This window comes from Arthrobacter glacialis, assembly GCF_002909415.1.
GTDB lineage: Bacteria > Actinomycetota > Actinomycetes > Actinomycetales > Micrococcaceae > Specibacter > Specibacter glacialis.
This window is the reverse complement of record NZ_PPXB01000007.1, coordinates 1-21,790: the sequence shown is the minus strand read 5'-3', so window position 1 is coordinate 21,790 and position 21,790 is coordinate 1. Positions and strand designations below refer to the sequence as shown.

Here is a 21,790-nt window from a genome sequence, read left to right as displayed (position 1 = left end):
TTAGCGGCGTTCTTGCCAGCGGGTCAGGTGGGCTTCGATCATCAAGAGCAGGCGGTCCATGAGCAGGCCCAGGATGCCGATAACGATGACGTTGACCAAGATGGTGGGCATGTCGTAGAACTGCTGCGCCTGCTGCATGCGCATGCCCAGACCGTTGGGGGCGGCCAGGAGCTCGGCGGCCACCACCGTGGCCCAACCGGCGCCGAGACCAATGCGCATGCCCACCAGGATGAACGGTGAGGACGCCGGGACCACGACGCGGCGGAAGATGACCATGCTGTTGGCCCCAAGCACACGGGCCGCGTTGATCAAGGTCTTGTCCACGCTGACCACACCCTGGTAGGTGGAGATCACACAGGAAAGGAAAGCTGCCAGGAAGATCACGAAGATCTTGGGTGTTTCGCCGATTCCCATGGTCACCATGACCAGTGGCAGGAGGGCCAGTGGGGGAATGGTGCGGAAGAACTGCACCCACGGTTCAATGATGGCGCGGCCAATTTGGTACCAGCCCATCAGGAAGCCAACCGGGACGGCTAGCAGGCTGCCGATCAGGAATCCGCTGAGAACTCGGGCCAGTGACGCGCCTGTGTCCTCTGCGAGGGTGCCGTCCGCCAGAAGCTCCCCACCCCGAATCAGGACTTCGCCGGGACCAGGCAGTCCCACAATTCCGGCGCTGGAAACGATGGCCCACGCGCCCAGACCGGCCGCGACCGAAGCAAAATTGATGGCTACCAGGGCCTTGCGGCTGAGCTTGCCGGTGCCCGTTGCGGACTTCTTGCTTGCCGACTTGCTTGCTGGCGCGGGGGACTTACGTGGTGCTTGATGATGTGCGCTGCGCTCTCTGCGGGCGGTAGGGTCCGCCACGGAGCTGAGGGTATCTTTCGGTGCCATGGATAAAACTTATGGCACGGATCACACATTGTCAAGGCTCTTTACATAAGTAGGGTTTGCGTTAAGTTTTACGCCGAATGGGTACTTTTGCACGACGAAGCAAGGGCTCACCCTGCGCTATTTTGGCGCGCCTAAGCTTGCTTCCCCTGCATCCGCTGGGGTGGTGCGTGCGCTGGATGTTGGGTGAGGTCCCTAGCTGAGGGTTGCCATGGCCCAGTGCTTGAGTGCCATTTGGGCCGCGCCGTCACTGCCTGCGGTTGGCGCGAAGGGGGTGGTGGTGATGCTGGTGGTGCGCGGCCCCAACCCCAGATGCTGTTCTGCCAAGGCGCTGCGGACGGGAGTCAGCAGCTGTTCACCAAATTGCGAGAGTTCACCGGCAAACACCACGCGGCTGGGGTCCAGCAGGACGCAGGCGCCCACGGTGGCGCGGGCCAGCAGTTTCCCGGCCCACGCCACGACTGCTGTGGCGATTTCGTTTCCGGCTGCGGCAGCTGCGGCAATGGCGGCAATGGATTCAAAGGTTTGTCCGCGGTTCGCAGCCTCGGTCAGCACACTGGCTTCGTTGAGGAAGCTCTCCAGGCAGCCGCGTCGCCCGCACCAGCAGTGGGGGCCGGTGAAGTCAACGCTGATATGCCCCATTTCACCGGCGATGCCGTTTCCGCCGCGCAAAGGCGCGCCATCGACAACCATGGCTGAGCTGACGCCGGCGGCAAGGACCACATAGAGGACATTGTCGCTGGCCTTGGCGTAGCTCAGGGCGGCGAGGCGAATGTTGTTGTCCCATAACAGGGGAATGGGCAGGGCCTCACGCAGCGGGGCCAAGGTGGCGCCGTCGGGGTCCAGCTGGTGCTCCTCGCCGTCGGAGAGGGAGTTGGGGTTTGCGTGGCGGCTGGCAATTCCTACACCCATGCCTACGGCCGTCTCGGGGGTGATCCTGCCGGCCCGGATCATTTCGCCAAGCATGTCTGCTGCGAGTTGAACTTTTCCCTGCAGGTCAATGGATTCGGTGAGTTCCCAATGTTCATGGGCAACCGTTGAACCGTCAAAGCCTGCCACCGAGATGCTCAGGCGGCGACGTCCCAGCTCGATGCCCACGGCGGCTCCTGCGCCGGGGTTCAGTTGCAGCACCTTGGTGGGGCGGCCATTGCGGGCGGCCCCGATGCGTTCCTGATCAAACTCGGTCAACACGCCGCGGTGGCGCAGGTCCCCCACGATGGCCGAGAGCGTGGTGCGGGACAGCTTGGTGTCAGTCTCGAGGTCGCGACGGGTCCGGTGGCCGTGGGTCACCAGGGAATCCAGGACTCGGAGCTCATGCCGACGCCGCACCGCCTGCAATGCGCTGTCATCGGGTGTCAGCAAGTCCGCCTCCTTGAGTTGTAGACCAATCGGCCATGACGGCTTATGTAAAGTCTATTGTTTTATTGAGGTTTTGAGCACGCGCCACGCGGTTCTTGCGCAGGGCCAGTCCTAGCTGATGCTGCGGGCTGCCTGAATGAAATCCCGAATAAGCATTGAGTCCTTCACGCCCCGGCTGGATTCCACGCCGCTGGACACATCCACGCCATGAGGATGCAAAGCCCCAACGAGGGACGCCACATTGCTCGGGTTAAGTCCGCCTGCCAGAAGCCAGAATCCCTGGGGTGCCCCCTGGGCCAGTTCGCTGCTGTCAAAGGTCTCTCCTGCGCCAGGTTCGACGGCGTCCAGCAAGATCCGCTCGGATTTCCACGCACGCTTGTCCTCAGGATTCAAGGCATTGTAGGCGGCGACTGAAAATGCCCGCAAGGTACGGAAACCCGCCGCATGCAATCGCGTGACATGTGCCAGTGGTTCATTCCCGTGGAGCTGGACGGTTGTCAACTGCGCTTCACGGGAGGTTGCCAGAACCTCGTCAAGGGGCTGATCGCGGAACACGCCCACGGTTTCAATGCCCTCAGGGACGCTGCTCACCAATGTGGCTGCGAGCGCGGCCGTGATGGTCCGGGGGCTGCCGGGGGCGAAGATGAATCCCACGGCGTTGGCGCCGGCCTCCACAGCGGCTGCAACGGTTTCGACAGTCTGCAGGCCACAGATCTTGATGTACATTTTTGAGTTTCGGTCCATTCATCTCGACATCGCTCCGGGGCGGCACTCACAAGTGCGGGGCCTGCTCCCATATTAACAGCCATGTCTGCGAAGGATGTTATGCGCTGAAGACGGCGTCGGCAATGGCCCAGATGACATAGCCGCTCACGGGTATCAGAACCAGCCATTCGCGCACCGATCCGGCATTGCCCAGCAGGGGGATGGCTATGTTTCCGCTGGGTCGCCAGATGTTCTTCACCAGCGGTATTTTGCGCAGCATCCGCGGGGGCCTGATGCGCAAGGGCCATAGGAGGTTGCAGCCGCCGGTGGTGAGCATGTCTCCAACAATGTGGATGCTCACGCCCAAAGCCATGGACAAGGGGAACCAATATGGTTCCTGCGGGGCAAACAAGGTGACAAAGGTGCCCACAGCCAGCCCCACCACCCACGGGAACTTTCGCATGGTGTCAGGAATGAACTTCAGTGACTTGGCGGCGAAGGAAGCAAGGAGAACGGCCAGTAGGCCCGCGCCCGGAAAAATCGTGCCCAGGTTCGCCACCTCAACAGTCCACATCCCCGCCAGCCAAGCTATACCCACGAAAGCGGCCAGGCCCAGGATGGAGTGGGTGCCATGACGGTGCCCGCCGGACATCTTGCCCACCTGGATGCACATGATGTTGGAGAGCGGAGGCAGCGAATGGGCAATGGTGGCATGCCGATGGTCGGCGTCGGGCACCAGCGCCGCCCCTGCCGTGACAAGTGCGCCGGCCACCACGGCTGTGGGGGTGAGATCAAGGAGCCCCATGCCAAGGGAGATCTGTTCGGGTATGTGCGGCAGGACTTGGTGCACGGCGCCCAGGTTAACGTTGAATTGTGTGGTCAGGGCCAGCCATACGGCGGCGCCGCTGGCAGCGTGATGGGCTCCCATCATGAGGGCACGTCCTTGCATACTCGGGTTCTGATGTTCTGATCCCGTGATACGTGGACAAAACCTGCTGATTCAAGCCTAGGGGAAGCCCGTGACATCCACGCGTGGGCGCCGCCGCAGGGGAAGGATCTGTGGGGAGGCTCATAGAGGACGCTTATTCGGACCAACGTTCGAATCTATGTTCGAACAAGGGGATTGGCTGGCTTCCAGTCTCCGGAGTAAGGGTGAAGCCGGACTCGCAGCCAGGAACAGCCTGCGATGGGCTCACCCGAAAGCATTGACTCCACACCGAGTGGAACTCTAGCTTTACAGCTAAAGCACGTTCACCCCTTCTGAGTCTGGTGAACGCCCATCGCCACAAGAAGGGACCCAGTCGTGGAAGCACCAAGACTGGCAAGCCTGGACCAACTGGGCCCAGCCGCACCAAACCCTACAGCGCTCGCAGGCATAGCCGAAGCTGCCCTGCAGCAACCATCCGTGACAGGAGTAGTGGCTGGCGCATCGGCCATCGAGATGCCCGTGCTCAACATGACCACTGGTGGGTTGTGGCGGGTGCGGGGGACTGCCTCGTTGGCTGGTTCTGCTGAGCCGCAGGTGCCGTTCAGCGCCGTCGTGAAACTGGTTCAATCACCACTGCTGTGGCAGCATATTGATCAAGTTCCACCGCATATGCGGGAGGAGCTCGCCCTGCGGTACCCGTGGCGCACTGAAGTGCAGGTCTACGCCTCGGATCTGGGACAGGTGCTGCCCCCGGGCGGCCGGCTTCCTGAGATCTACCGAGTCATCGAGGTTGATCCGCAGCGCACCGCCATCTGGATGGAGGATGTCCAGGAGCACCCAGCTGCCACGTGGTCTGACGCCACATTCACCCACGCCGCGTACTGGTTGGGGTGTCTGGCCGGAAGCCGCGCCGTCGCGGGCTTGGGCCCGCAAATTTCTGCGGCAAGGGATGCCGACAGGCTGCGGTTCTACCTAGATGGCGTTGGTAGAAACGTGTTCATTCCCGGCATTGAAGGCGATGACCTGTGGCAGGTGCCGGCCGTGGCTTGTGCTGCAACCCCCGGACTGATTAGCGGATTGCGGGCACTGGCCGGACGGGCCTACGAGCTGGCCGATGAGATTGTGCTGCTGCCCACCTTCCCGGCCCATGGCGATGCCAGCCCACAGAACCTCTTGATCGAGAACATACCCACCGAGCCCGACGGTCGCACGGGCTTTGTGGTCATTGATTGGGGCATGTACGGGGGCGCCTGCGCCGGCTTTGATCTTGGCCAGTTGTTGTCAGGCTGGGTGAATGAGGGAGCCATGCGCGGGCGCGACCTGTACCGGCTGGAGCCGCTCTGCCTGACAGCCTACTGCGACGGCTTGGCCGAGTCTGGCGCCGCCATTGCAGAATCCGTGGTTCGGCGGGGCCACGCCCTGTCCATGGCCCTGTTCACGGGCCTGTCAGCCGTGGCGAGTCAGCGGTTGGGGGAAGCTGATTCGGATTCGCTGCGCGACTTCATGGCAGGGCGGCTGGAGATGGCCCAGTTTGTGTTGGACTTGCTGGCGGAAACGCACTGACGGGCGCCACTGGGCAACAATGGACTCACCATCTAAATCTGGGAGGAAAAATCGTGCCGGAGCCAAGCCCCCGACCCGCCATGGAGTTCCCGCGCGCCATGGGTCAGCCTGCCACGCGGGCCTTGGCCTTGGCTGGCCTTACCCGCTATGAACAGCTGGTCGATGTCAGTGCGGCGGAACTGTTGCAACTACATGGCGTGGGACCCAAGGCAATCCGCCTGTTGCGTGAGGAGCTAACGCTGCGCGGCTTGGCATTTGACGGCGACTAGCCAGTTCCTACTTGTTCAGTTGAAGCAACATTTCAACTGATCCGGAGTCCTCAACCTTGACGAAGCCCAGGTTGGGGGCGGCGATGCCAAAATCGGAGAAGGTGATGGGAATGGATCCCTGAACCTCCACGCCGCTAGCGGTGGTTTGCGCATTCAGGCTCACGGTCACCGACTTGGTGACGCCCGCCACCGTCAGCTCACCTACCGCGCTCACCGAGGCGACGCCGTCCTTGATGGCGGCCATGTCCACGGCCTGGGTCAAGGTGAAGGTTGACGTAGGGAATTCCGAGGTCTTCAGGATGCCCAGGAACTGTGAGTCGCGGCTGTTGTTGTCAGTGGCAACACTCGTCATTGACACGGTGACTTGGGCGGCGCTCAAGCTCGTCCCGTCGATGGTCACCTGGCCCTCGACGTCGTTGGTCCTGCCCACCACTGTGACATCCTGGCCATTCAGGACCTCCTTGACGCGGTAGCCAGCCTGCGAGCCGGAGCTGATTTTCCAGTCACCGGCAAGGTTTGCAGGGGTTTGGGTGCTGGTGTCCCCGGAAGTGGTGCTTTCGGTGGCGGTGCTGCTTGCCGCGGCGGTGGGCGTGGACAGGGCCAGCTGCTCTGGAGCTCTGTCGTTCTCAAGCGAAGCGTAGATGGCACTGCCGCCCCACACGCCGGCGATGAGCACCACCAGTGCAATTCCTATGACGATCAACTTTTTTCGCATGGTCTTCCCCTTGATTGGACGCACCTTCTCTGTTTGGAATTCTGCCGGTGCGAGCTGAGCGGGAGCTGTGACCACTCTGTCAGGATTCTGTGCCGATGTGGGCAGTGTGTCTTCCGGAGTCTCGCACCATGAGGCAGGCAGGCAAGCCAGCAGGAGGGGTTCACGAATCTGGTGGATGGGCGTAGGGTCGAAAGATGAACAAAGAACCAGCCCATGGCCAGTCGGGCAGCGATTCCACCCACGGCGACGACACGTCACCCCTGGAGGAATTCATCGGTCTGATAGTCCCGGCGCCCGAGCTGCTCGAAGAAGAAACCACCACCGACCCCGACATTGAGCCCCGCGTTACAGGGTCCTAAGTACCGGGCTGCAAGCATCGAACACAAGAGAGGGTGAATATTGTGACCAAGCCAGAGCTGCCGCTGGCCGGAACCTTGCACGCCACCATTCCGGATCCCAGCCGACCACCCATAACACCGGATCCAACGCGGCCACCCGATCCCAACCGGCCCCCGCCACCCGGGGAGCCTTTCCCTCCGCCGTTCCCGCCGGATCCCAGCTTCCCGCAGGACCCCATGGCGCCATCGGATCCAAACGCCCCCTGACTGCGGCCCGCTGCCAAGCAATCCCGAAAAGATGGGGCATCTGCCCCATGCAATGTTTCGGCTGCGGTTTTAGGCTCATCACATACCGTGAAGGAGCCCCACATGAAAACCACAACACCACAAACGGCAGCAGCCCAGGCGGAGTCTGACGCCTTACGTTCCCCGGCAGCAGTGCCAAATTCACTGCTCAACGATACGGCCGAACGATTCGCCGGCTATGCAGTCATGGGCATGCCATTTAGCTCCGGCTCCTACCTGGCCTTCCGGCGCTTCCCTGCCAGCTCCATTGGCCCCGGCTATCATGCCGTGTGGCTGCGCAGCCCGGAGCAGCAGTGGAGCGTTTATGCCGATGCCCCGCCAGAACTTAGCTGTGCCAGGTACTTTGGCGCCGCATTGACGGAAACCAAGTACTCGCCGGTCTCAGCCGAGTGGACCGGTCCGTGTCAGCTCACGGTGAGGGTGCCCGGTGTGGTCCATTGGGAGCTTGAGATGAGAGCAACCGTGAGCACAGCCGCCGTCACCGCGATGGCCCGCCGGATGCCCCCGTCACTATGGCGCAATGACCGCGTACTTGGTGCCATGGGCACGCTGATGGGACCTGTGCTGGGTACGGGAAAGCTGTCCTTCGCCGGGCGGGTCCCCAACGGCCAATCCTTCCAGGCGAAGCCGTTGCGGGTGTGGGCTGTCGCCTCAAGCCGTGCCTCAATCGGCGGCGTTGACGCAGGTGTGCCGCGGCCGTTGCCTCAACAGGACAGGCTGGCGGACTTCTGGCTGCCTCAACGCGGGCTGTTCGTGGCAGAACTGAGCCTGCGATTCCCCTCGACCGCCTCGGTTGAAGGACCAACAACTGCTGTGCCACGCAAGAAAAGCCGGGCGTCATGAGCATCGCAGAACCCATCCCAGAAGTCCTGGTCACAGGACGTGGCTCCCGGATTTACGCCGATGACCAGCTGGCCAACGGCAAGAAGTCGCTGACGTTCATGGTGGCGGAGGACCTGATGTCCCGTTAGGTCCCAGCCAGCCGTAAAATGGGTGTGTGGCGGAGCAAAGCTCAGGCATCTCTCACCAGCCACCCACAGCCTCCGGGCCAGCGGGTCCTTCCCTGCGCAATACTGCGGCACCAAGCCGTCCGGAAATCTTGGCCGCCTTGTCCCTGGCCATCGATCTGGGACTGGGCCAGCCCATGGAACACATGCTCCGAGCCACCTTGCTGGGCTTGCGGATAGCGGAATTGATGGGCGTTGACCAAGCGGGGCGAGGGCGAATCTACTACGCCAATCTGCTGGCCTGGATTGGCTGCCACGCCGACTCCTTTGAACTGGCAGCCCTGTTTGGCGACGACATCGGCTTCCGATCCGACTACTACCTCCTCGACGCCCACGGCCTGCCCATGCTTTCGTTGATGCTGCGACACACGGGAGCCGAGCTGCCGCGCTGGCAACGTGCCGTCCGCCGTTCCGAATTTGCGGCAACAGCAAATACTGCTGTCAAATCCCTGATCCGCTCGCATTGCACATCCGCCGGGCAGCTCGCCAACAGGGTGGGTTTGGATCATGGCATGCCGGCCATCTTGAACAACTCCTTTGAACGCTGGGACGGAAAGGGGCTCCCCGCGGGGAAATCCGGTGTCCAGATTCCGCTCGAGATGCGGATTGCCCAGCTCGCGGACACGGCCGAGGTCTTCTTGCGCACGGCCGGATTGGAGGCAGCAACTGCCACCGTCGCGGACCGCCGCGGAACGCAGTTTGATCCGGCCGTGGCGGACCTGTTCTGCGCGCGGGCCAAGGAGCTGACCGCGGGGTTGCTCGAGCTGGATCCCTGGCCAGCTGCCTTGGCCGCGGCCCCCCATGACGCCCCCTTGACCGATGCTGAGCTGGATGCCGTGCTGGCGGCCATTGGTGACTTTGCCGATCTCAAATCCCCTTTCACGGCCGGACACTCCCGGGCCGTTGCCTCGCTGGCCGCGGCCACTGCGGGGGAGTGCGGGCTCACCGCGGCCGAGCAACAGGCGCTTCGCCGGGCCGGCTGGACCCATGACTTGGGCAGGATGGGCGTCTCCAATGCAATCTGGGACAAGAAGTCGGCGCTGTCGGCAGTTGATCGCGAACGGCTGCAGATGTACCCGTACCTGAGTGAGCGGATTCTGGGCCGGGTTCCGGGCATGCGGAAAGTGGCTGAGTTGGCTGGCGCACACCATGAACGCCTGGACGGTTCCGGGTATCCCCGGGGAATCAGCGGTGCTGATCTCAGTACCAGCCACCGTATTCTTGCTGCTGCTGACGCTTATCAAACGTACTTGGAACCTCGCCCGCACCGGCCCGGGATGACCCCGCTGCAGGCCCAGCTGCGGCTGCGCGAGGAGGTACGCTGCGGACGCCTGGACGGACATCTCGCCGACGCCGTCCTGGTTGCGGCCGGCCAACGGCAGGCGCCACGGCGCAGCTTGCCGGCCGGCTTGACCAGCAGGGAGCTTGAAGTGCTCAGGCTGTTGTGCCAAGGGATGAACAACAAGGGCATTGCCGAGTCCTTGGTCATCGCACCAAAAACGGCGCGCAACCATGTTGAGCACATCTACCAAAAGATTGGTGCTGGAAACCGGGTTGCAGCCACTTTGTTTGCCCTGGACAACGGGCTGTGGGAGCGAACTGGCAGCCGGCCGCTACGATGAGCCGCTAGCGCGGGAGCCACCGGGCCAAGCCCTCGAGGATGAGTGTTAAGCCAATCTCAAATTCGTCACCAAACTTGTAGCCGGGTTTCAGGACATGCTCCATGGCAATCTCCACCAAGAACGGGAACTCCCCTCCGGAAAACTGTTCCACCATGGGAGCGGCAATCTCCGCCACGTCGTCGCCGTCGCCGGTAAAGGGCAGGGAATTCTCTTGGAGTGCAAAGCCGTATATAAAGCTGTCGATGAGTGCGTAGGCGTGGGCGCTGAGAGCAATGGAGAATCCCGCCTGGCGCAGCACACCCAAGGTGGCGTTGTGGTGGCGCAGGGTGGCCAGTCCGGGCTCCGTACGCGACTCCAACAGGCCAATGGCCCAGGGGTGGCGACCCAGCGCCCGGCGGACAGAGTGGGCGCGAACCCGCATGGCCGCCTCCCAGTGCCCCGTGTTGGTGGGTAGCTCAACCTCGTTGAAAACTATGTCAATGAGCCCGTCAAGAAGGGCGCCCTTATTGGCCACATAGTAGTAGAGGGACATGGGTTTCACCCCCAACTCAGCGGCGATGGAGCGCATGGTCACGGCCGCCATGCCTTGGGCATCGGCAATACCCACGGCGCAGTGTAGGACTCGTTCCCGGCTCAGCGGCTCGCGAACTTGGCCGTTTTGGGCGATTTCTTCCACTGACATGCCGCCAGCCTATCGCATTGCCTTACATTGTAAGATAAGCTGACTTACTAAGTAAGGTAATGCGTCATTGGGGATCACGGAAGCAAAGGACTCCAGTCATGGTCAACGAAGAAACGCAGGATGCAGGCGGTGCAAGCGAGACTGCCAGTCAGGCAGGGGAGTTCATGAACGCCGTCGTGCAGGATAAATACGGCGACGCCGAGGTGCTGCACGTGGCGCAGGTCTCCAGGCCCACGCTGGCAGACGACGACGTCTTGGTGCGGGTTCATGCGGCTGGTCTTGACCGTGGAACGTGGCACCTGATGACGGGCCGGCCATATTTGCTGCGGCTGGGATTCGGCTTTCGCGGACCAAGGAACCCCGTTTCCGGCATCGACCTGGCCGGTACGGTGGTGGCTGTGGGCCCCGCCGTCACCCGCTTCGAACCCGGTGTGGAGGTGTTCGGTTTTGGCAAGGGAACCTTTGCTGAGTTTGCCGCCGTCAAGGAGAACCAGCTGGCTGCCAAGCCGGCCAGCCTCAGTTTTGTGCAGGCAGCAGTGGTGCCCATTTCGGGCGGCACGGCCTTGCAAGCTGTGCACGACGCCGGCCGCGTCAGTGCCGGCCAAAAGGTGCTGATCACGGGTGCCTCAGGGGGAGTGGGCAGCTTTGCCGTGCAAATCGCGAAGGCCGCCGGGGCAGAGGTGACTGGTGTGTGCAGCACCGCCAAAATGGATTGGGTTCGCTCGCTCGGAGCCGACCACGTCATCGACTACACGGCCGAAGATTTCAGCACGTCTGCCGAGCGGTATGAGGTGATTCTGGACTTTGCTGGCAACACCCCGGTGCGCCGCATGCGGCACATGCTGACGAAGCGGGGCACCTTGGTGGTCGGCGGCGGGGAACAAGGCGAAACCATCACCGGCATCAGCAAGCAGCTGCGTGCGGCGTTACTTTCTCCCCTGGTTTCCCAACGGCTCATCATGTTTATCTCCAAGCAGCGCGTCAGTGACTTGGAGAAGCTCACTGTTCTGATGGAGGCGGGCTCCGTTGCGCCGTGTGTGGACACTGTCTACCCGCTGGGGCAGGCGCAGGTGGCCATGAGGCATCTGGCCGAGGGCAGAGTGCGCGGCAAGATCGCCATTTCGGTGCTGAATCCCAGGTAGCGTTCCGCTCAATCGTTTCCTGGCCGGTGCTTCTTCAGCGAGAAGACGCTCTCGGGGCGGGGCAGATCCACGCCATCGACGGCGATGTCGACGAGCTCGTTGTAAAACGCCACTCTGCCTTCGATGGCTTGAACGCCGGGATACGGATGCGGGTAGGACCAGGCGACGCCTGGGGTATTTGGCGCATCCCAGTACTCGTCGGCAAACCCCTTGTACGGGCATTGGCTGCGATTGTGGCTGCTGCGCAGCTTGCTCAAGTCCACATCCGCTTTGGGGAAGTAATAGCGGATGGGCAGGTAAGTTTCAAAGAGCAGCACGGGGCTGCTGGTTTCGGCGAGGGTCACGCCGTCGAGCGAAACACGCACATGGCGTGAACTATGCAGCGCTTCAACCCGCTTGTAGGGGTCGCGGGGATGGCTGTGGACTTCCTCGTCCTCCTCAAGCCAGCGGTCCACGACCCCTGCCTGCCAGGTGAAAACGATCCGGTCATGCACGGACGGGTCATCGCGAATCCATGCTGCATTGTTGAAGACCTTGCCGTCAACATGGAGGTCGAACCACTGGGCCACGGGACCCTTGGGCAGGTGAAAGAAGTTGTGCGATGCCGGATTTTGCTCCGTGGGGATGAGCAGGTCCGTGCGGACATCGGCTGCCGCGAAGGCGTAGGAGGGGACGGGAAATGAATCCTCCCAGAAGAGCATGGGCGTGCGGGTGTCCACTATTGCCGTGCCGCCCACCATGGCCCGCACCCATTTTTCGCTGATTTCGGTTCGCACCAGAACCACCTGATTTCTGCCGGTGAATTAGAAAGAATTCTACGCCCCTACAGGCGCCTTTGCTGGAAAGTTCCGCCAACTTTCCAGCACGGGTGCGCCCTACAAAACGTACGAGAATACCCGCATCATGCCGGCACCGAGAAAGGATGTTGGGTCCAGAAACTCTGCCTGGGCACAGAAACTGATGGACCGGGCCAGCCGTTGCCTGCTGCCAAGGAATCCTCCATGGCCTTGGGTGCCGATCCAAGGCGGCGTTGACGGGTGCGTGCAGGTGCTGCGGGAAGGGGGGAGGATAATTACTACCGCGGCGTTCGTGTCGCAACGTTTTCAAACCGTAAGGGAGCTCATGTCCAAGCTGAAGCAGCAACTGAAGTCCGACGTCGTCGTCCATATGAAGGCTGGCAACAAACTGGCCTTGACCACCGTGCGCAACGTCTTGGGTGAAATAGAAACGCGCGAAAAGTCAGGCAAGACCCCCATTGAGCTCGACGACGCCCAGGTTACCGCCTTGCTGCAAAAAGAGGCTGCAAAGCGACGCGACACTGCCCAGATTTACACTGAGGCGAATGAGCTGGACCGGGCTGCAGCGGAGATCAGCGAGGCTGAGGTCATCGAGGCCTACCTGCCGCAGCCGCTGAGCGCCGACGAGGCGGCTGGCATCGTGGACCGGATCATCACTGCACTTGAAGCTGAGCAGGGTCAACTCTCCATGAAACAGATGGGTCTGGCCATGAAGCCCATTACTGCCGAAATTGCCGGACGCTTTGACGGGAAAGCCATTTCTGAAATGGTGCGCAAGCGTCTGGCGTAACAATCCACGAATCAGCAACCATTTAGTGTGAATATCAATCCGTCTGATCTGTTGACAGGCAAATAAAGATTGACGGGGCCCGCACCGGGAATAGTGAGTTGCTCACACGGTGCGGGCCTTTGTGTTGTCCACTGGCTGATGAATCAGGACATATTATGAAGATTACGCACGCAAGAATGCCGGAATGCGAATTCCCACGTATTGTGTACCTGAAATCCCGTATTCACGGAACCTAGAATTCACCCCTGCGGAACAGCCTCTTGTGTGAGCCGCGCAGAGACCCAGAGGGAATCCATGTCGCAAGACTTTGCCCAGAATCCGAACACTGCCCGGACCCTACGTTCGCGCAAAACCATCCTGCCCGCTGTTGGTCTGGCCCTGTTGGTTGGTGTAGTTGCAAGTGGTTGCACGCCGGCAAGCAACGCCAACGCAAGCACTATTTCTGGCTGCCTCGACACCGCAGGAACGTTGACCCAGATTGCCAGTGGCAACTCTGCCGCCGATTGCGCGGACGGAGCCGTGCGTGTTTCCTGGGGCAAAGAAGCTGCCGCAGCCGTCGACGGCAAGACGGGCCAAGATGGAACAGCGGGCAAGGATGGCGACGTAGGACCAGCTGGAACTTCCGGCGCAACGGGTCCCGCCGGTGAACCTGGCGCTAACGGCGAGAATGGCCAGGACGGCGTTCCTGGTTCAACTGGCCAACAAGGCATCAAGGGCGACACAGGAACTAACGGTTCCAAGGGCGATACCGGCACCCAGGGTGCAACGGGAGCCACCGGATCCACAGGTGATACAGGCGCCGCAGGTCCCACTGGGGCAGCTGGTTCGAATGGCAGCAACGGCACCGATGGTGCCACCGGTGCCAAGGGCGATACAGGGCTCACAGGTGCCACCGGTGCCAAAGGGGACACCGGAACCACGGGTGCAATCGGCGCTGCAGGTGCCCAGGGCAATACAGGGCTCACAGGCTCGAAGGGTGACGCTGGGCTGACCGGCGCTGCAGGTGCCAAGGGCGACGCCGGACCCACGGGTCCCACTGGAGCCCAAGGCGCAACGGGTGCAACGGGCGCTCAAGGAGCCACTGGCGCCCAGGGCATCGCCGGGACAAACGGCAACTCTGTGTTGAACGCTATCGGCGTGCCGAATGATGCGCTGGGAACCAATGGCGACTTCTACTTAGACCGGGCTACCTACAAGATGTACGGTCCCAAGGCTTTGGGCGCGTGGCCCTTGCTGAGTCAGTCCTTGATTGGCCCACAGGGCGCCATTGGGCCACAGGGCCTTCAAGGCCTTACGGGAAACCAAGGCCTCACTGGTGCTGTTGGCGCCCAGGGCAGCATTGGTGCCGCCGGGCTCAAGGGTGACAAGGGTGACACCGGACTAACGGGACCGGTTGGTCCTGCAGGCCCCGCAGGCGTGGCAGCGGCACAGAGCATCTTTACCGGGTCAGTCAAGTTTGTGGATCCATCCGACGGGGTTGGATTCTTGCCCTTGGCAGGTAGTTCAAGTGTGTCGCCAGCGGTTGGTGACGCGGCAGTGACTCTGCCTCAGAGTGGCACCTTGAGCGGCTTGAACGCCAACATCAGCGTAGGTCCCGCCGTGAAGCTGACAATCGTCGTGAATGGCGTAGCTACTCCCGTTACGTGCACCATCGCCGCCAGTGCCACCAGCTGTAACAGTGCAGTCTTGGAGGCGCCCATTGCCGCGCAGCAGAATGTGGCAGTAAAAGTTGAAAACACCACGACGGGTCAGCCCGTGCGCAACTTGCGGTTCTCCCTAGCCTTCAAGGGGAACTAGTCATGGGCAACGTACAGAATTTGAGCAGGCGGTCACTCATCGCCGGCGGTTTGGGTGCTGCGGCACTGCTGGTGACTGCCCCTCAAATCTCAACCGCCACCGCCCTGGAACCGTACTCTCTTCAGGCCTGGTCAAACCTTCTGGGCAAGGAGGTGATGGTCGACGGCGGCGCAACCCTGCGCGTGGAGCAGGTGGTTGATCTTCGCAAGCCGGCCGTGAAAGGTGAAGTCGACAGCAGCGCCGACCGTTTCCGGCTGCATTTTGCAGTGGTGGCCGGGGTCTTGGATGCCGAGCTGATCACCGTGCAGCACCCCCAAGCAGGGCCCGTAGTCCTATTTACCACTCAAGGAACCGCCACGGCCGTGGCGTCCATCGACCGCAGGGGCGCCGAGTGGCTGTCCCCAGAACTTAAGGGATAACTATGTCAGATCCATTTCTTGCCGAAATCAGAATGTTTGCCGGCAATTTCGCGCCCAGAGGATGGGCGCTTTGTAATGGCCAGATGATGTCCATCTCGCAGAACTCGGCCTTGTTCTCGCTCCTGGGCACAACGTACGGCGGCGACGGTCAAGTAACTTTCCAGCTCCCCAACCTCCAGGGGCGGGTTCCTGTGCACCAGTCGTACACAGGCGCAAGCGCAGCGGCGCAGGTTCTGGGTAACCAGTTCGGTCAGAATACTGTATCTCTGACCCAAGCCAATATGCCCGCGCACACTCATGCGGTCCCTTCAGCAGACGGCCAGAGTTCCGACAAGCCGGGCGTCGGCCTCGCACCCGCGCCCGGCGGATCCTACGGTCCAGTTGCCTCATACTCTGTCATGGCACCGGACCTAGTGGTGGGAAGCAATCAACCGTTTGACAACACACAACCAAGCCTAGTTTTGAACTTCATCATTGCCTTGGAGGGCATCTTCCCTTCGAGGTGGTGACGACTGTTGCATGATCTCATCTTGTACCGCGCGCCACGAACCACCGATGCGCAGTGGCTGCTCGCCCTGTTCACGTCGGCATCACCAGGACGCGAGCATCTGCCCCACGACATGCTGGAGCTGCAGGAACACCTTCAGCGCCAGCAGTGGAGCAGCCATTGGGGAGACGGGGAATCAATAGTGGAGCGCGACGGCGCCCCGGTGGCCCGAATTTGGGTGGGTTGGGGCGCCTCGGGTGTCCGCGTCGTGGATTTGAGTGTGGCTCCCGGCCTTCGTGGTGAAGGTCTGGGCCGGCGCATCATGACTGATCTTTGCGATGCCGCGGATGCGGCAGGGCTTGCCCTCGAACTCTCTGTCAACACTGACAATGCGGTGGCCCGCCATCTCTATGAGAGTCTTGACTTCCAGCCCTGCATGAATGCGGGGGACACCAGCGGGCTCTCATTGACCATGAAGCGTGCTGCTAAAGAGGAAACAACTTCATGATTAGACTCAAGCAAGACGCTGAAGGCTTTGTCCGCATGAGCCGGCATTTTCCGTCGAAAACCCTGATCTCCATCACGTTTGCCGATGGTACCGAGGGTGAGTACACGGGGCTGCGACTCAATGGTTTATACGACCAGGCGCTGGCAGACTTCAGGCTCCACAACAACATGGACGCCAAAGGTTTCGACCGCCACGACAAGAAGATCCACCGCAGGAACGCCGTGGAATTTGTTCCCGTTCAGGCGGGAATGGAGCCCTAACCTTCTGGTGTCGGCGCCGGATCGCCATTGGGGCGGGTTATTGCCTTACGCCGAAAGACTGCCCAGGGTCCCATGCTGAACAGCGGGGCCCCTAACCCTTCCCTCGCGGACCCGGCATCGGATCCCCGGGGAGCGGGATCCGGCAAGTCTTCGCTTGCTTCCTCGAGGATGGAGCGGCATTCAGCCTCGGTCTGGTCAGCGATGTACTCTTTGCGGGCCTTGAGCAAGACCTTGCCCACGTCACAGCGGTACTGCCCGGAAAAAGCTGCAATGCCCAAGAGGCTGGCAACGGCCCAGGCCGCTGCCAGTGAAAAGTCGGTCCCGCCGTCGCCAGGAGCCACCAGTTCCTTGGCGGCAAGAACGAACGACAGCGCCGCTAGCAGGCCAAGGGGCAGCAACCATTTGCCCGCCGCCAGCCGGTAGTTGAGCAACAGCCTCCGGTGGAGGTACGTGGTTCGCGCGCGGCGTTCCGGGTGGTTCCTGAGATAGTGGATCTGCTGGCGTACGCGGGGCCGCTCCTGCGCCTCCTGTGCGGTGAACCAGCGGTCAAAGTCGCCGTCGGTGAACTGTTTGGCTCGATCTTCATCGCGGGTGTGGCGCAACTGCTCCAGCTCGGCCGAGTAGTGCGCGATCTGCCGGGGGCTGTCCAAGGCCCCGAATTTTCTGGCGTCGTTGAGGTCGGCCAAAAGTTCGGGGAGCTCAATGCGTTCGTTCTTCAGGAACAGGGCTGCGATCACCACGATGGATACGGCATAGATCCCCAGGGTGAGTCCGGTGAATCCAATTCCCGGCAGCGACAGCAGACTGATCGGGTCCGTGACGTCATCAAAGTGTGAGGCGGCCATGCTGGAGGTGATACCGGTGATGTAGTTGACCACCACCGTGATCAGGCCAAGGACCAGGACGGTATAAAAGAACAGTCGACTTTTCTGGCGAGTCTCCTGATTGTGTCCGGCCTCCACCACCAGCTTCCTGCGCTGCCGCGAATTTTCCAGTACTTGCACACCAATGGAAATGAGGGCGATGACAAGAAACAAGATGACCAGCACCGGCCCGTCGTCCTCAATGATAATTGTCACCGAATCTACTTCCGTCACTTATTGACCTTGCTCGTAGGCGGCTGGGGAACACGGGCAGGCAGTGGTTTCACTGGACGCCCTGCAAGTGAGATGACAACAAGCACGGCGAAAAGCCCCACATAGCCGAGAATCCAGATCAGGGGCAGTCCCACCAGAACAGGCGCTGCGGACGTGGACACCACAGCCGCCGGAACGGCCACGCTCAACAGGAACACCGCTGCCAGGTACAGGACCAAGCACCCTTGCCCCACTGCTTCCACGGGTTTCCCGTCACTAGTTCGACGCCGTTCAACTCTCCCATGCAGCAATACCCACAGCCACCTGTTGAGTATTTGCAGGATGATCACTCCCAAGAGCGCAGTCACTGTAAGCCACGTTAACTCATCATTCTGCCGGAACCACTGCATCTGCGGCATATTCACCAGAGGTAAGCGGAACAGTGTTTCGGTGACAGCAGGGTTGCTGAGTAACTGCCAACTCAACAACTCCCCGGCCGTGAACGCCAGCACCCTGCCCAGGCCTAAACATTTCACCATCCTCTGGTGCACTTTCATGCGGGTGTCAATTATCGGGCTGCCGGTTGCCAAGGGCGGCAGCCAAAGGTCACCGGTTACCTTTTCGGGCGGTATGGCCCAATCTCTAAAAATGAGCTGCGCCACCGGATCAATGACTTCAATCCTATTCTTGGAGTAAACAATATGATCTTTGATCAATGCGGAGCTGTTGTAGATGGCGTGTTCTTCCGGGCCATAATCGCTGCCCAGGGTGCCTGTGTACATATTCTTGAAGGCTTCCTCATTGTCTTGCCCGGCAGTGCCACCCACGGGGCCTGCAGGAACAAAATCAAACTTGGCCCAGAGATTGACCCACCGCAGATTCGAGGCATGGTTCTTCCAGTCCTGGATCGGATCCTGTTGAGGAGTTGGAGTGACTTTTCTGAGGCCAATCGCCCCAAAAATCGATTCGTCATGTATGTGGTGCTTGAGAAGGATGAAGTCACCCCACCGGGCATAACCAAGCAAGGGAAGCCCATTCCCCACACAAATGAAAATCTTTGCGTCCACACCGCCTTGCAAGAGAACTTGGGCACTGATGGCGGCGTCTTGGCTATGGGCCAGGACAGTGACTGGCGTGGCCTTCACCTTCTTCTGCGGATCGCCGGACCATTTCAGAAGGGCGTGACTAACCCTCTCGCGCATGGCGGCGGCCTGCAGGGGCTTGCGCTGCCACGTTTCAGGATCACCCAAAAAGTCGGCAAAGAGGGATATGAAGCTACCAGTCAGGCGCCCTACTGCTGGTATCGCGGTCAGCACGATCAGCACTCCCAGCACTATCAGGCCCACAGCAATCAATGGAGACGCCAGTAGCGTGACAAGCACAGCCAAGATCCACCGCAGCCAAGGCATGTGCTCACTCACGTGCTTGGCCGCGACTTGTGGCCCCATGTTCCAGGAGACCAGCCGGGCGGCGCGGAAAATGACCTTGACAGCGCTGAGCCATGCCCACCCATAGGTGGCGCCTGCAGTTGCAGGCAGGAAATCTTTCCCCCATGAAGCTTCCGTAATCAGTATCGAGGCGTAGTCGTCCTTGTATCTGGGATTGGCGCGAAGCACTCTGATGAACGTGTTTGGTGATTCGCGGACGGCGTCTGCTGAGTCGATGATGAGCGGTGGCAGGGTCCGGAACTCCGGGGCCGTTTCGTCGCGATCCCTGTAGTCAAGGGCAATGTCGTTCAATCTCTGCAACAGCGGCTGCGTCCACTCCTGCAGGGTTCCACCCTTGAGTGCTTTGCCCATGCCATGAACCAGAATCACCACATGATCCGGGTTCCTCCGAGTAACTGGATTGTCCATACTTCATGATGGGCCACTGTACGGTTTCTGTGAAGCGTCTGGGAAAGACTCATGTGCCCCCTCAAGCTTCGACTCTGTGCGACACCTTTACTCCATCATGTGGAGAATTCGGCTGAGTTACGTAGGATCGTAAGCAGGAGGCGGGCTGGAAGTCTCAGAACAGGCCGCCGTGAAACCCGAAAGGTCTCATGTTACTGACCCTCATTCCCTGGATTATTGCCCTAGGCGCATTGGTGGTGATTGCCATCATTGCTGCTGTCATTTCCCGGATGGCCCTGCATATTGCCAGCCCGGACCAAGCGCTCGTCATCTCCTCCAAGGATAATAAGAGCCAGCCCGATCCCAACAGCCAGCGTGTGGTCTTTGGCCGCATCTTCATCAACCCCTTTACACAACGCGCATACCCTCTTTCGCTTGCATCCCGGCAGGTTTCCTTGAAGATTGAGGCGATCTCGATGAATGGAATCAAGCTCCATCTCACAGGCGTTGCCCAGGTGAAGGTGGGCGGGGACGCCGATTCGGTGCGCAAGGCGGCCCAACGTTTCCTGAACCAACAGGACGCCATTGACCATTACACGCAGGAGACGCTCTCCGGTTCCCTGCGCTCCATTGTGGGCACCCTGACGGTGGAATCGATCATCAAGGACCGCGCCACCTTTGCCAAAAGCGTGAAGGAGGAGGCCGAGCACTCAATGCACAATCAGGGGCTGGAAATTGACACCTTCCAGATCCAGTCGGTTGACGACGATTCGGGCTACCTGCTCAACCTGGGCCGCCCGGAAGCTGCGCTGGCGGAGAAGAACGCCAAGATTGCCGAAGCACAGTTCCTCCAGGAAGCCGAGCAGGCCAAGGCCCTGGCCGATGAGCAAGTGGCCCTGGCCCAGCAGCAATTGATCATCAAACGTGCCGAGCTCAAGGAAGTTGCTGACGCCCGGCAGGCGCGGGCCGATGCGGCTGGACCCCTGGCTGCCGCCGAGCAGCAGGAGCAGGTTATCCTCCGAGACCAGCAGGTGGCCCTGCGCCGGGCGGAGTTGCGTGAGAAGGAGCTCGACACCGAGGTGCGCAAACCGGCCGACGCCGAGAAGTACCGGCTCATTCAGCAGGCAGACGCAAAACTTGAGGAACGACGTCGTGCATCAGAGGCCGCTGAAATTGAGGCAACCGTGGAACTTGCCAAGCGCAAGCTCACCGCCGAGGGTGACAGGGTTGCGGCCGAGGCTGATGCGGCTGCCTCAACTGCCCGCGGTACAGCCCAGGCTGCTGTGATCGAGGCCAAGGGCCGTGCCGATGCGGCAGTCATCAAGTCTCTGGGCCAGGCCGAGGCTGAATCCACCGAGGCCAAGGGCGTGGCTGAAGCGGCCGGTATTGCCGCGCAGGCTGAAGCCTATGAGAAGTTCAATGAGGCTGCAATCCTCAGCAAGGTCCTGGAAGTTCTCCCGGCCATGGCCCGTGAAGTTGCGGCGCCCATGTCCGCCATCAAGAACATGACTGTTGTCTCCAACGACGGTGCCAGCCAGTTGAGCAAGAACGTCTCGAACGGCGTTCAGCAAACAACACAACTGATCAAGGACTCCACTGGATTGGACATTATCGGCCTCCTGCAGGGCATGATGGCCGGTGCGCCTGCTGTTGAGGATCCCAGTCAGGGAACCAAGCCCGTTGCTACTCACAGCAACAAACCGGCTGCCGGCAATGAATCCGTTGACGATGAGCTGGAGTTCATGCACTAGAGGCTATTTACCTGCCCGGCACGGCTTACATGCACAACACGGCGGCGGCTCACCTGGGGTGGGTCGCCGGCGTGCGTTGCATGGGGTGCTAGAAGGGTGCCGGTTGGTTTTCTTCGTTTTGGGTGTGGAGGTATATGCGGCCGGTGGGGGTGGTGGTTTTGGTGATGCCTAGACCATCAGGCTCTACGGTCCATCCGGTGGTGGGGTCGTCCTTGAGGCGGTGGCAGTACTTTGATCGGGGGCGCAGGTTCTCGATGCTGGTTTCGCCTTGGGGTAGAAGGGTGCCGTCGGGGCCGTAGCGGTTTTGGTGGAAGGGGATGGTGTGGTCGATCTCGCAGGATCGTGCGGGCGTGTCGCAGCCTATCCCGGTGCATACCGGGTCCTTGAGTCTGACGAGCCGGACCATGTCGGCCGGGGGTTTGTATGATTGGCGGCCGATGCTCAGTAGGGTGCCTTTCTCGGGGTCGGTGAGTATCCGCTGCCACGAGGTTGCCCCGGCTGCCAGTTCCCGGGCTTGTTCGGGCGGGATGGGTCCGTAGCCCTCGA

At 61.1% G+C, this 21,790-nt stretch carries 24 protein-coding genes; 14 read left to right on the top strand and 10 right to left on the bottom strand.

Features of this window, described 5'->3' with window-relative positions; genetic code table 11:
* From CVS28_RS10125 to CVS28_RS10110, 4 genes are all read right to left on the bottom strand, one after another.
* Entirely contained in the window at positions 1–891 is an 891-nt protein-coding gene (locus tag CVS28_RS10125; protein ID WP_103465659.1) for an ABC transporter permease, read from the bottom strand.
* Positions 892–1,083: 192 nt separating this feature from the next.
* Complete coding sequence (locus CVS28_RS10120; protein ID WP_165788125.1) at positions 1,084–2,250, bottom strand: ROK family protein; 1,167 nt, start codon at positions 2,248–2,250, stop codon at positions 1,084–1,086.
* Between the two features lie 108 nt (positions 2,251–2,358).
* On the bottom strand, positions 2,359–2,991 hold the full coding sequence (locus CVS28_RS10115) for a phosphoribosylanthranilate isomerase (RefSeq protein WP_207797188.1): 633 nt from the start codon (positions 2,989–2,991) through the stop codon (positions 2,359–2,361).
* Positions 2,992–3,070: 79 nt separating this feature from the next.
* Complete coding sequence (locus CVS28_RS10110; RefSeq protein ID WP_103465656.1) at positions 3,071–3,883, bottom strand: metal-dependent hydrolase; 813 nt, start codon at positions 3,881–3,883, stop codon at positions 3,071–3,073.
* Between the two features lie 372 nt (positions 3,884–4,255).
* Between CVS28_RS10110 and CVS28_RS10105 the strand changes: the two genes are divergently transcribed.
* Both CVS28_RS10105 and CVS28_RS10100 read left to right on the top strand, forming a co-directional pair.
* The gene (locus tag CVS28_RS10105) at positions 4,256–5,443 is read left to right on the top strand and encodes a phosphotransferase (RefSeq protein WP_133159100.1); all 1,188 of its coding nucleotides are present in this window, start codon (positions 4,256–4,258) and stop codon (positions 5,441–5,443) included.
* A 53-nt stretch (positions 5,444–5,496) separates the two neighbouring features.
* Positions 5,497–5,712: a helix-hairpin-helix domain-containing protein gene (locus CVS28_RS10100; RefSeq protein WP_243399820.1), complete on the top strand. Its 216-nt coding sequence runs from the start codon at positions 5,497–5,499 to the stop codon at positions 5,710–5,712.
* A gap of 7 nt (positions 5,713–5,719) precedes the next feature.
* Here the strand turns inward: CVS28_RS10100 and CVS28_RS10095 are convergent, their stop codons facing one another.
* A complete protein-coding gene (locus CVS28_RS10095) occupies positions 5,720–6,427 on the bottom strand; it encodes a YceI family protein (protein WP_103481519.1) in 708 nt (235 codons plus the stop codon).
* A 194-nt stretch (positions 6,428–6,621) separates the two neighbouring features.
* On the opposite strand from CVS28_RS10095, the gene CVS28_RS19695 reads away from it, so the two are divergent.
* From CVS28_RS19695 to CVS28_RS10085, 4 genes are all read left to right on the top strand, one after another.
* A complete protein-coding gene (locus CVS28_RS19695; protein ID WP_165788124.1) occupies positions 6,622–6,786 on the top strand; it encodes a hypothetical protein in 165 nt (54 codons plus the stop codon).
* 348 nt (positions 6,787–7,134) lie between these two features.
* On the top strand, positions 7,135–7,914 hold the full coding sequence (locus CVS28_RS10090; protein ID WP_103481436.1) for a hypothetical protein: 780 nt from the start codon (positions 7,135–7,137) through the stop codon (positions 7,912–7,914).
* The gene (locus CVS28_RS20300; protein WP_279325067.1) at positions 7,911–8,042 is read left to right on the top strand and encodes a hypothetical protein; all 132 of its coding nucleotides are present in this window, start codon (positions 7,911–7,913) and stop codon (positions 8,040–8,042) included. The genes CVS28_RS10090 and CVS28_RS20300 overlap by 4 nt, the downstream gene beginning before the upstream one ends.
* 26 nt (positions 8,043–8,068) lie before the next feature.
* Positions 8,069–9,700 carry an HD domain-containing phosphohydrolase gene (locus CVS28_RS10085; protein ID WP_243399819.1) on the top strand — a complete coding sequence of 544 codons (1,632 nt, stop codon included), beginning with the start codon at positions 8,069–8,071 and terminating at the stop codon, positions 9,698–9,700.
* A gap of 4 nt (positions 9,701–9,704) precedes the next feature.
* Here the strand turns inward: CVS28_RS10085 and CVS28_RS10080 are convergent, their stop codons facing one another.
* Positions 9,705–10,382, bottom strand: coding sequence for a TetR/AcrR family transcriptional regulator (locus CVS28_RS10080; RefSeq protein WP_103481435.1), 678 nt, complete (start codon positions 10,380–10,382; stop codon positions 9,705–9,707).
* A 98-nt stretch (positions 10,383–10,480) separates the two neighbouring features.
* On the opposite strand from CVS28_RS10080, the gene CVS28_RS10075 reads away from it, so the two are divergent.
* The gene (locus CVS28_RS10075) at positions 10,481–11,524 is read left to right on the top strand and encodes an NAD(P)-dependent alcohol dehydrogenase (protein WP_243399818.1); all 1,044 of its coding nucleotides are present in this window, start codon (positions 10,481–10,483) and stop codon (positions 11,522–11,524) included.
* Positions 11,525–11,532: 8 nt separating this feature from the next.
* Here the strand turns inward: CVS28_RS10075 and CVS28_RS10070 are convergent, their stop codons facing one another.
* Complete coding sequence (locus CVS28_RS10070) at positions 11,533–12,300, bottom strand: DUF427 domain-containing protein (RefSeq protein ID WP_207797187.1); 768 nt, start codon at positions 12,298–12,300, stop codon at positions 11,533–11,535.
* Positions 12,301–12,646: 346 nt separating this feature from the next.
* Here CVS28_RS10070 and CVS28_RS10065 point away from each other — a divergent pair, with 346 nt between their 5' ends.
* The 6 genes from CVS28_RS10065 to CVS28_RS10040 all read left to right on the top strand — a co-directional run bounded on the left by CVS28_RS10065 (position 12,647) and on the right by CVS28_RS10040 (position 16,582).
* The gene (locus CVS28_RS10065; protein WP_103481434.1) at positions 12,647–13,111 is read left to right on the top strand and encodes a GatB/YqeY domain-containing protein; all 465 of its coding nucleotides are present in this window, start codon (positions 12,647–12,649) and stop codon (positions 13,109–13,111) included.
* 294 nt (positions 13,112–13,405) lie between these two features.
* Positions 13,406–14,908: a collagen-like domain-containing protein gene (locus CVS28_RS10060; protein ID WP_103481433.1), complete on the top strand. Its 1,503-nt coding sequence runs from the start codon at positions 13,406–13,408 to the stop codon at positions 14,906–14,908.
* Between the two features lie 2 nt (positions 14,909–14,910).
* Positions 14,911–15,327, top strand: a complete 417-nt coding sequence (locus CVS28_RS10055; protein ID WP_103465649.1) for a hypothetical protein — start codon at positions 14,911–14,913, stop codon at positions 15,325–15,327.
* Positions 15,328–15,329: 2 nt separating this feature from the next.
* The gene (locus tag CVS28_RS10050) at positions 15,330–15,836 is read left to right on the top strand and encodes a phage tail protein (RefSeq protein WP_103465648.1); all 507 of its coding nucleotides are present in this window, start codon (positions 15,330–15,332) and stop codon (positions 15,834–15,836) included.
* Positions 15,837–15,842: 6 nt separating this feature from the next.
* Positions 15,843–16,322: a GNAT family N-acetyltransferase gene (locus CVS28_RS10045; protein WP_103481432.1), complete on the top strand. Its 480-nt coding sequence runs from the start codon at positions 15,843–15,845 to the stop codon at positions 16,320–16,322.
* Positions 16,319–16,582, top strand: a complete 264-nt coding sequence (locus CVS28_RS10040) for a hypothetical protein (RefSeq protein WP_103465646.1) — start codon at positions 16,319–16,321, stop codon at positions 16,580–16,582. Before CVS28_RS10045 ends, CVS28_RS10040 begins: the two co-directional genes overlap by 4 nt.
* Here the strand turns inward: CVS28_RS10040 and CVS28_RS10035 are convergent.
* Together CVS28_RS10035 and CVS28_RS10030 are read right to left on the bottom strand one after the other, a co-directional pair.
* A complete protein-coding gene (locus CVS28_RS10035) occupies positions 16,579–17,679 on the bottom strand; it encodes a hypothetical protein (RefSeq protein ID WP_133159099.1) in 1,101 nt (366 codons plus the stop codon). The genes CVS28_RS10040 and CVS28_RS10035 overlap by 4 nt on opposite strands.
* Positions 17,676–19,514, bottom strand: coding sequence for a hypothetical protein (locus CVS28_RS10030; RefSeq protein WP_133159098.1), 1,839 nt, complete (start codon positions 19,512–19,514; stop codon positions 17,676–17,678). Before CVS28_RS10030 ends, CVS28_RS10035 begins: the two co-directional genes overlap by 4 nt.
* 188 nt (positions 19,515–19,702) lie before the next feature.
* On the opposite strand from CVS28_RS10030, the gene CVS28_RS10025 reads away from it, so the two are divergent.
* Positions 19,703–21,244 carry a flotillin family protein gene (locus CVS28_RS10025; protein ID WP_103481429.1) on the top strand — a complete coding sequence of 514 codons (1,542 nt, stop codon included), beginning with the start codon at positions 19,703–19,705 and terminating at the stop codon, positions 21,242–21,244.
* 88 nt (positions 21,245–21,332) lie between these two features.
* On the opposite strand, the gene CVS28_RS19690 is transcribed toward CVS28_RS10025, so the two are convergent.
* The coding region (locus CVS28_RS19690; protein WP_165788123.1) for an HNH endonuclease signature motif containing protein at positions 21,333–21,790 on the bottom strand (458 nt) is incomplete at its 5' end.

Excerpts from the sequence above, each read along its gene's own strand:
- CVS28_RS10080 (WP_103481435.1), bottom strand. The coding sequence starts at position 10,382 with ATGTCAGTGGAAGAAATCGCCCAAAACGGCCAAGTTCGCGAGCCGCTG.
- CVS28_RS10075 (WP_243399818.1), top strand. The coding sequence starts at position 10,481 with ATGGTCAACGAAGAAACGCAGGATGCAGGCGGTGCAAGCGAGACTGCC.
- CVS28_RS10025 (WP_103481429.1), top strand. The coding sequence starts at position 19,703 with ATGTTACTGACCCTCATTCCCTGGATTATTGCCCTAGGCGCATTGGTG.
- CVS28_RS10110 (WP_103465656.1), bottom strand. The coding sequence starts at position 3,883 with ATGATGGGAGCCCATCACGCTGCCAGCGGCGCCGCCGTATGGCTGGCC.
- CVS28_RS10055 (WP_103465649.1), top strand. The coding sequence starts at position 14,911 with ATGGGCAACGTACAGAATTTGAGCAGGCGGTCACTCATCGCCGGCGGT.
- CVS28_RS19695 (WP_165788124.1), top strand. The coding sequence starts at position 6,622 with ATGAACAAAGAACCAGCCCATGGCCAGTCGGGCAGCGATTCCACCCAC.
- CVS28_RS10065 (WP_103481434.1), top strand. The coding sequence starts at position 12,647 with ATGTCCAAGCTGAAGCAGCAACTGAAGTCCGACGTCGTCGTCCATATG.
- CVS28_RS20300 (WP_279325067.1), top strand. The coding sequence starts at position 7,911 with ATGAGCATCGCAGAACCCATCCCAGAAGTCCTGGTCACAGGACGTGGC.
- CVS28_RS10125 (WP_103465659.1), bottom strand. The coding sequence starts at position 891 with ATGGCACCGAAAGATACCCTCAGCTCCGTGGCGGACCCTACCGCCCGC.
- CVS28_RS10050 (WP_103465648.1), top strand. The coding sequence starts at position 15,330 with ATGTCAGATCCATTTCTTGCCGAAATCAGAATGTTTGCCGGCAATTTC.
- CVS28_RS10040 (WP_103465646.1), top strand. The coding sequence starts at position 16,319 with ATGATTAGACTCAAGCAAGACGCTGAAGGCTTTGTCCGCATGAGCCGG.
- CVS28_RS10115 (WP_207797188.1), bottom strand. The coding sequence starts at position 2,991 with ATGGACCGAAACTCAAAAATGTACATCAAGATCTGTGGCCTGCAGACT.
- CVS28_RS10095 (WP_103481519.1), bottom strand. The coding sequence starts at position 6,427 with ATGCGAAAAAAGTTGATCGTCATAGGAATTGCACTGGTGGTGCTCATC.
- CVS28_RS10090 (WP_103481436.1), top strand. The coding sequence starts at position 7,135 with ATGAAAACCACAACACCACAAACGGCAGCAGCCCAGGCGGAGTCTGAC.
- CVS28_RS10060 (WP_103481433.1), top strand. The coding sequence starts at position 13,406 with ATGTCGCAAGACTTTGCCCAGAATCCGAACACTGCCCGGACCCTACGT.
- CVS28_RS10030 (WP_133159098.1), bottom strand. The coding sequence starts at position 19,514 with ATGGACAATCCAGTTACTCGGAGGAACCCGGATCATGTGGTGATTCTG.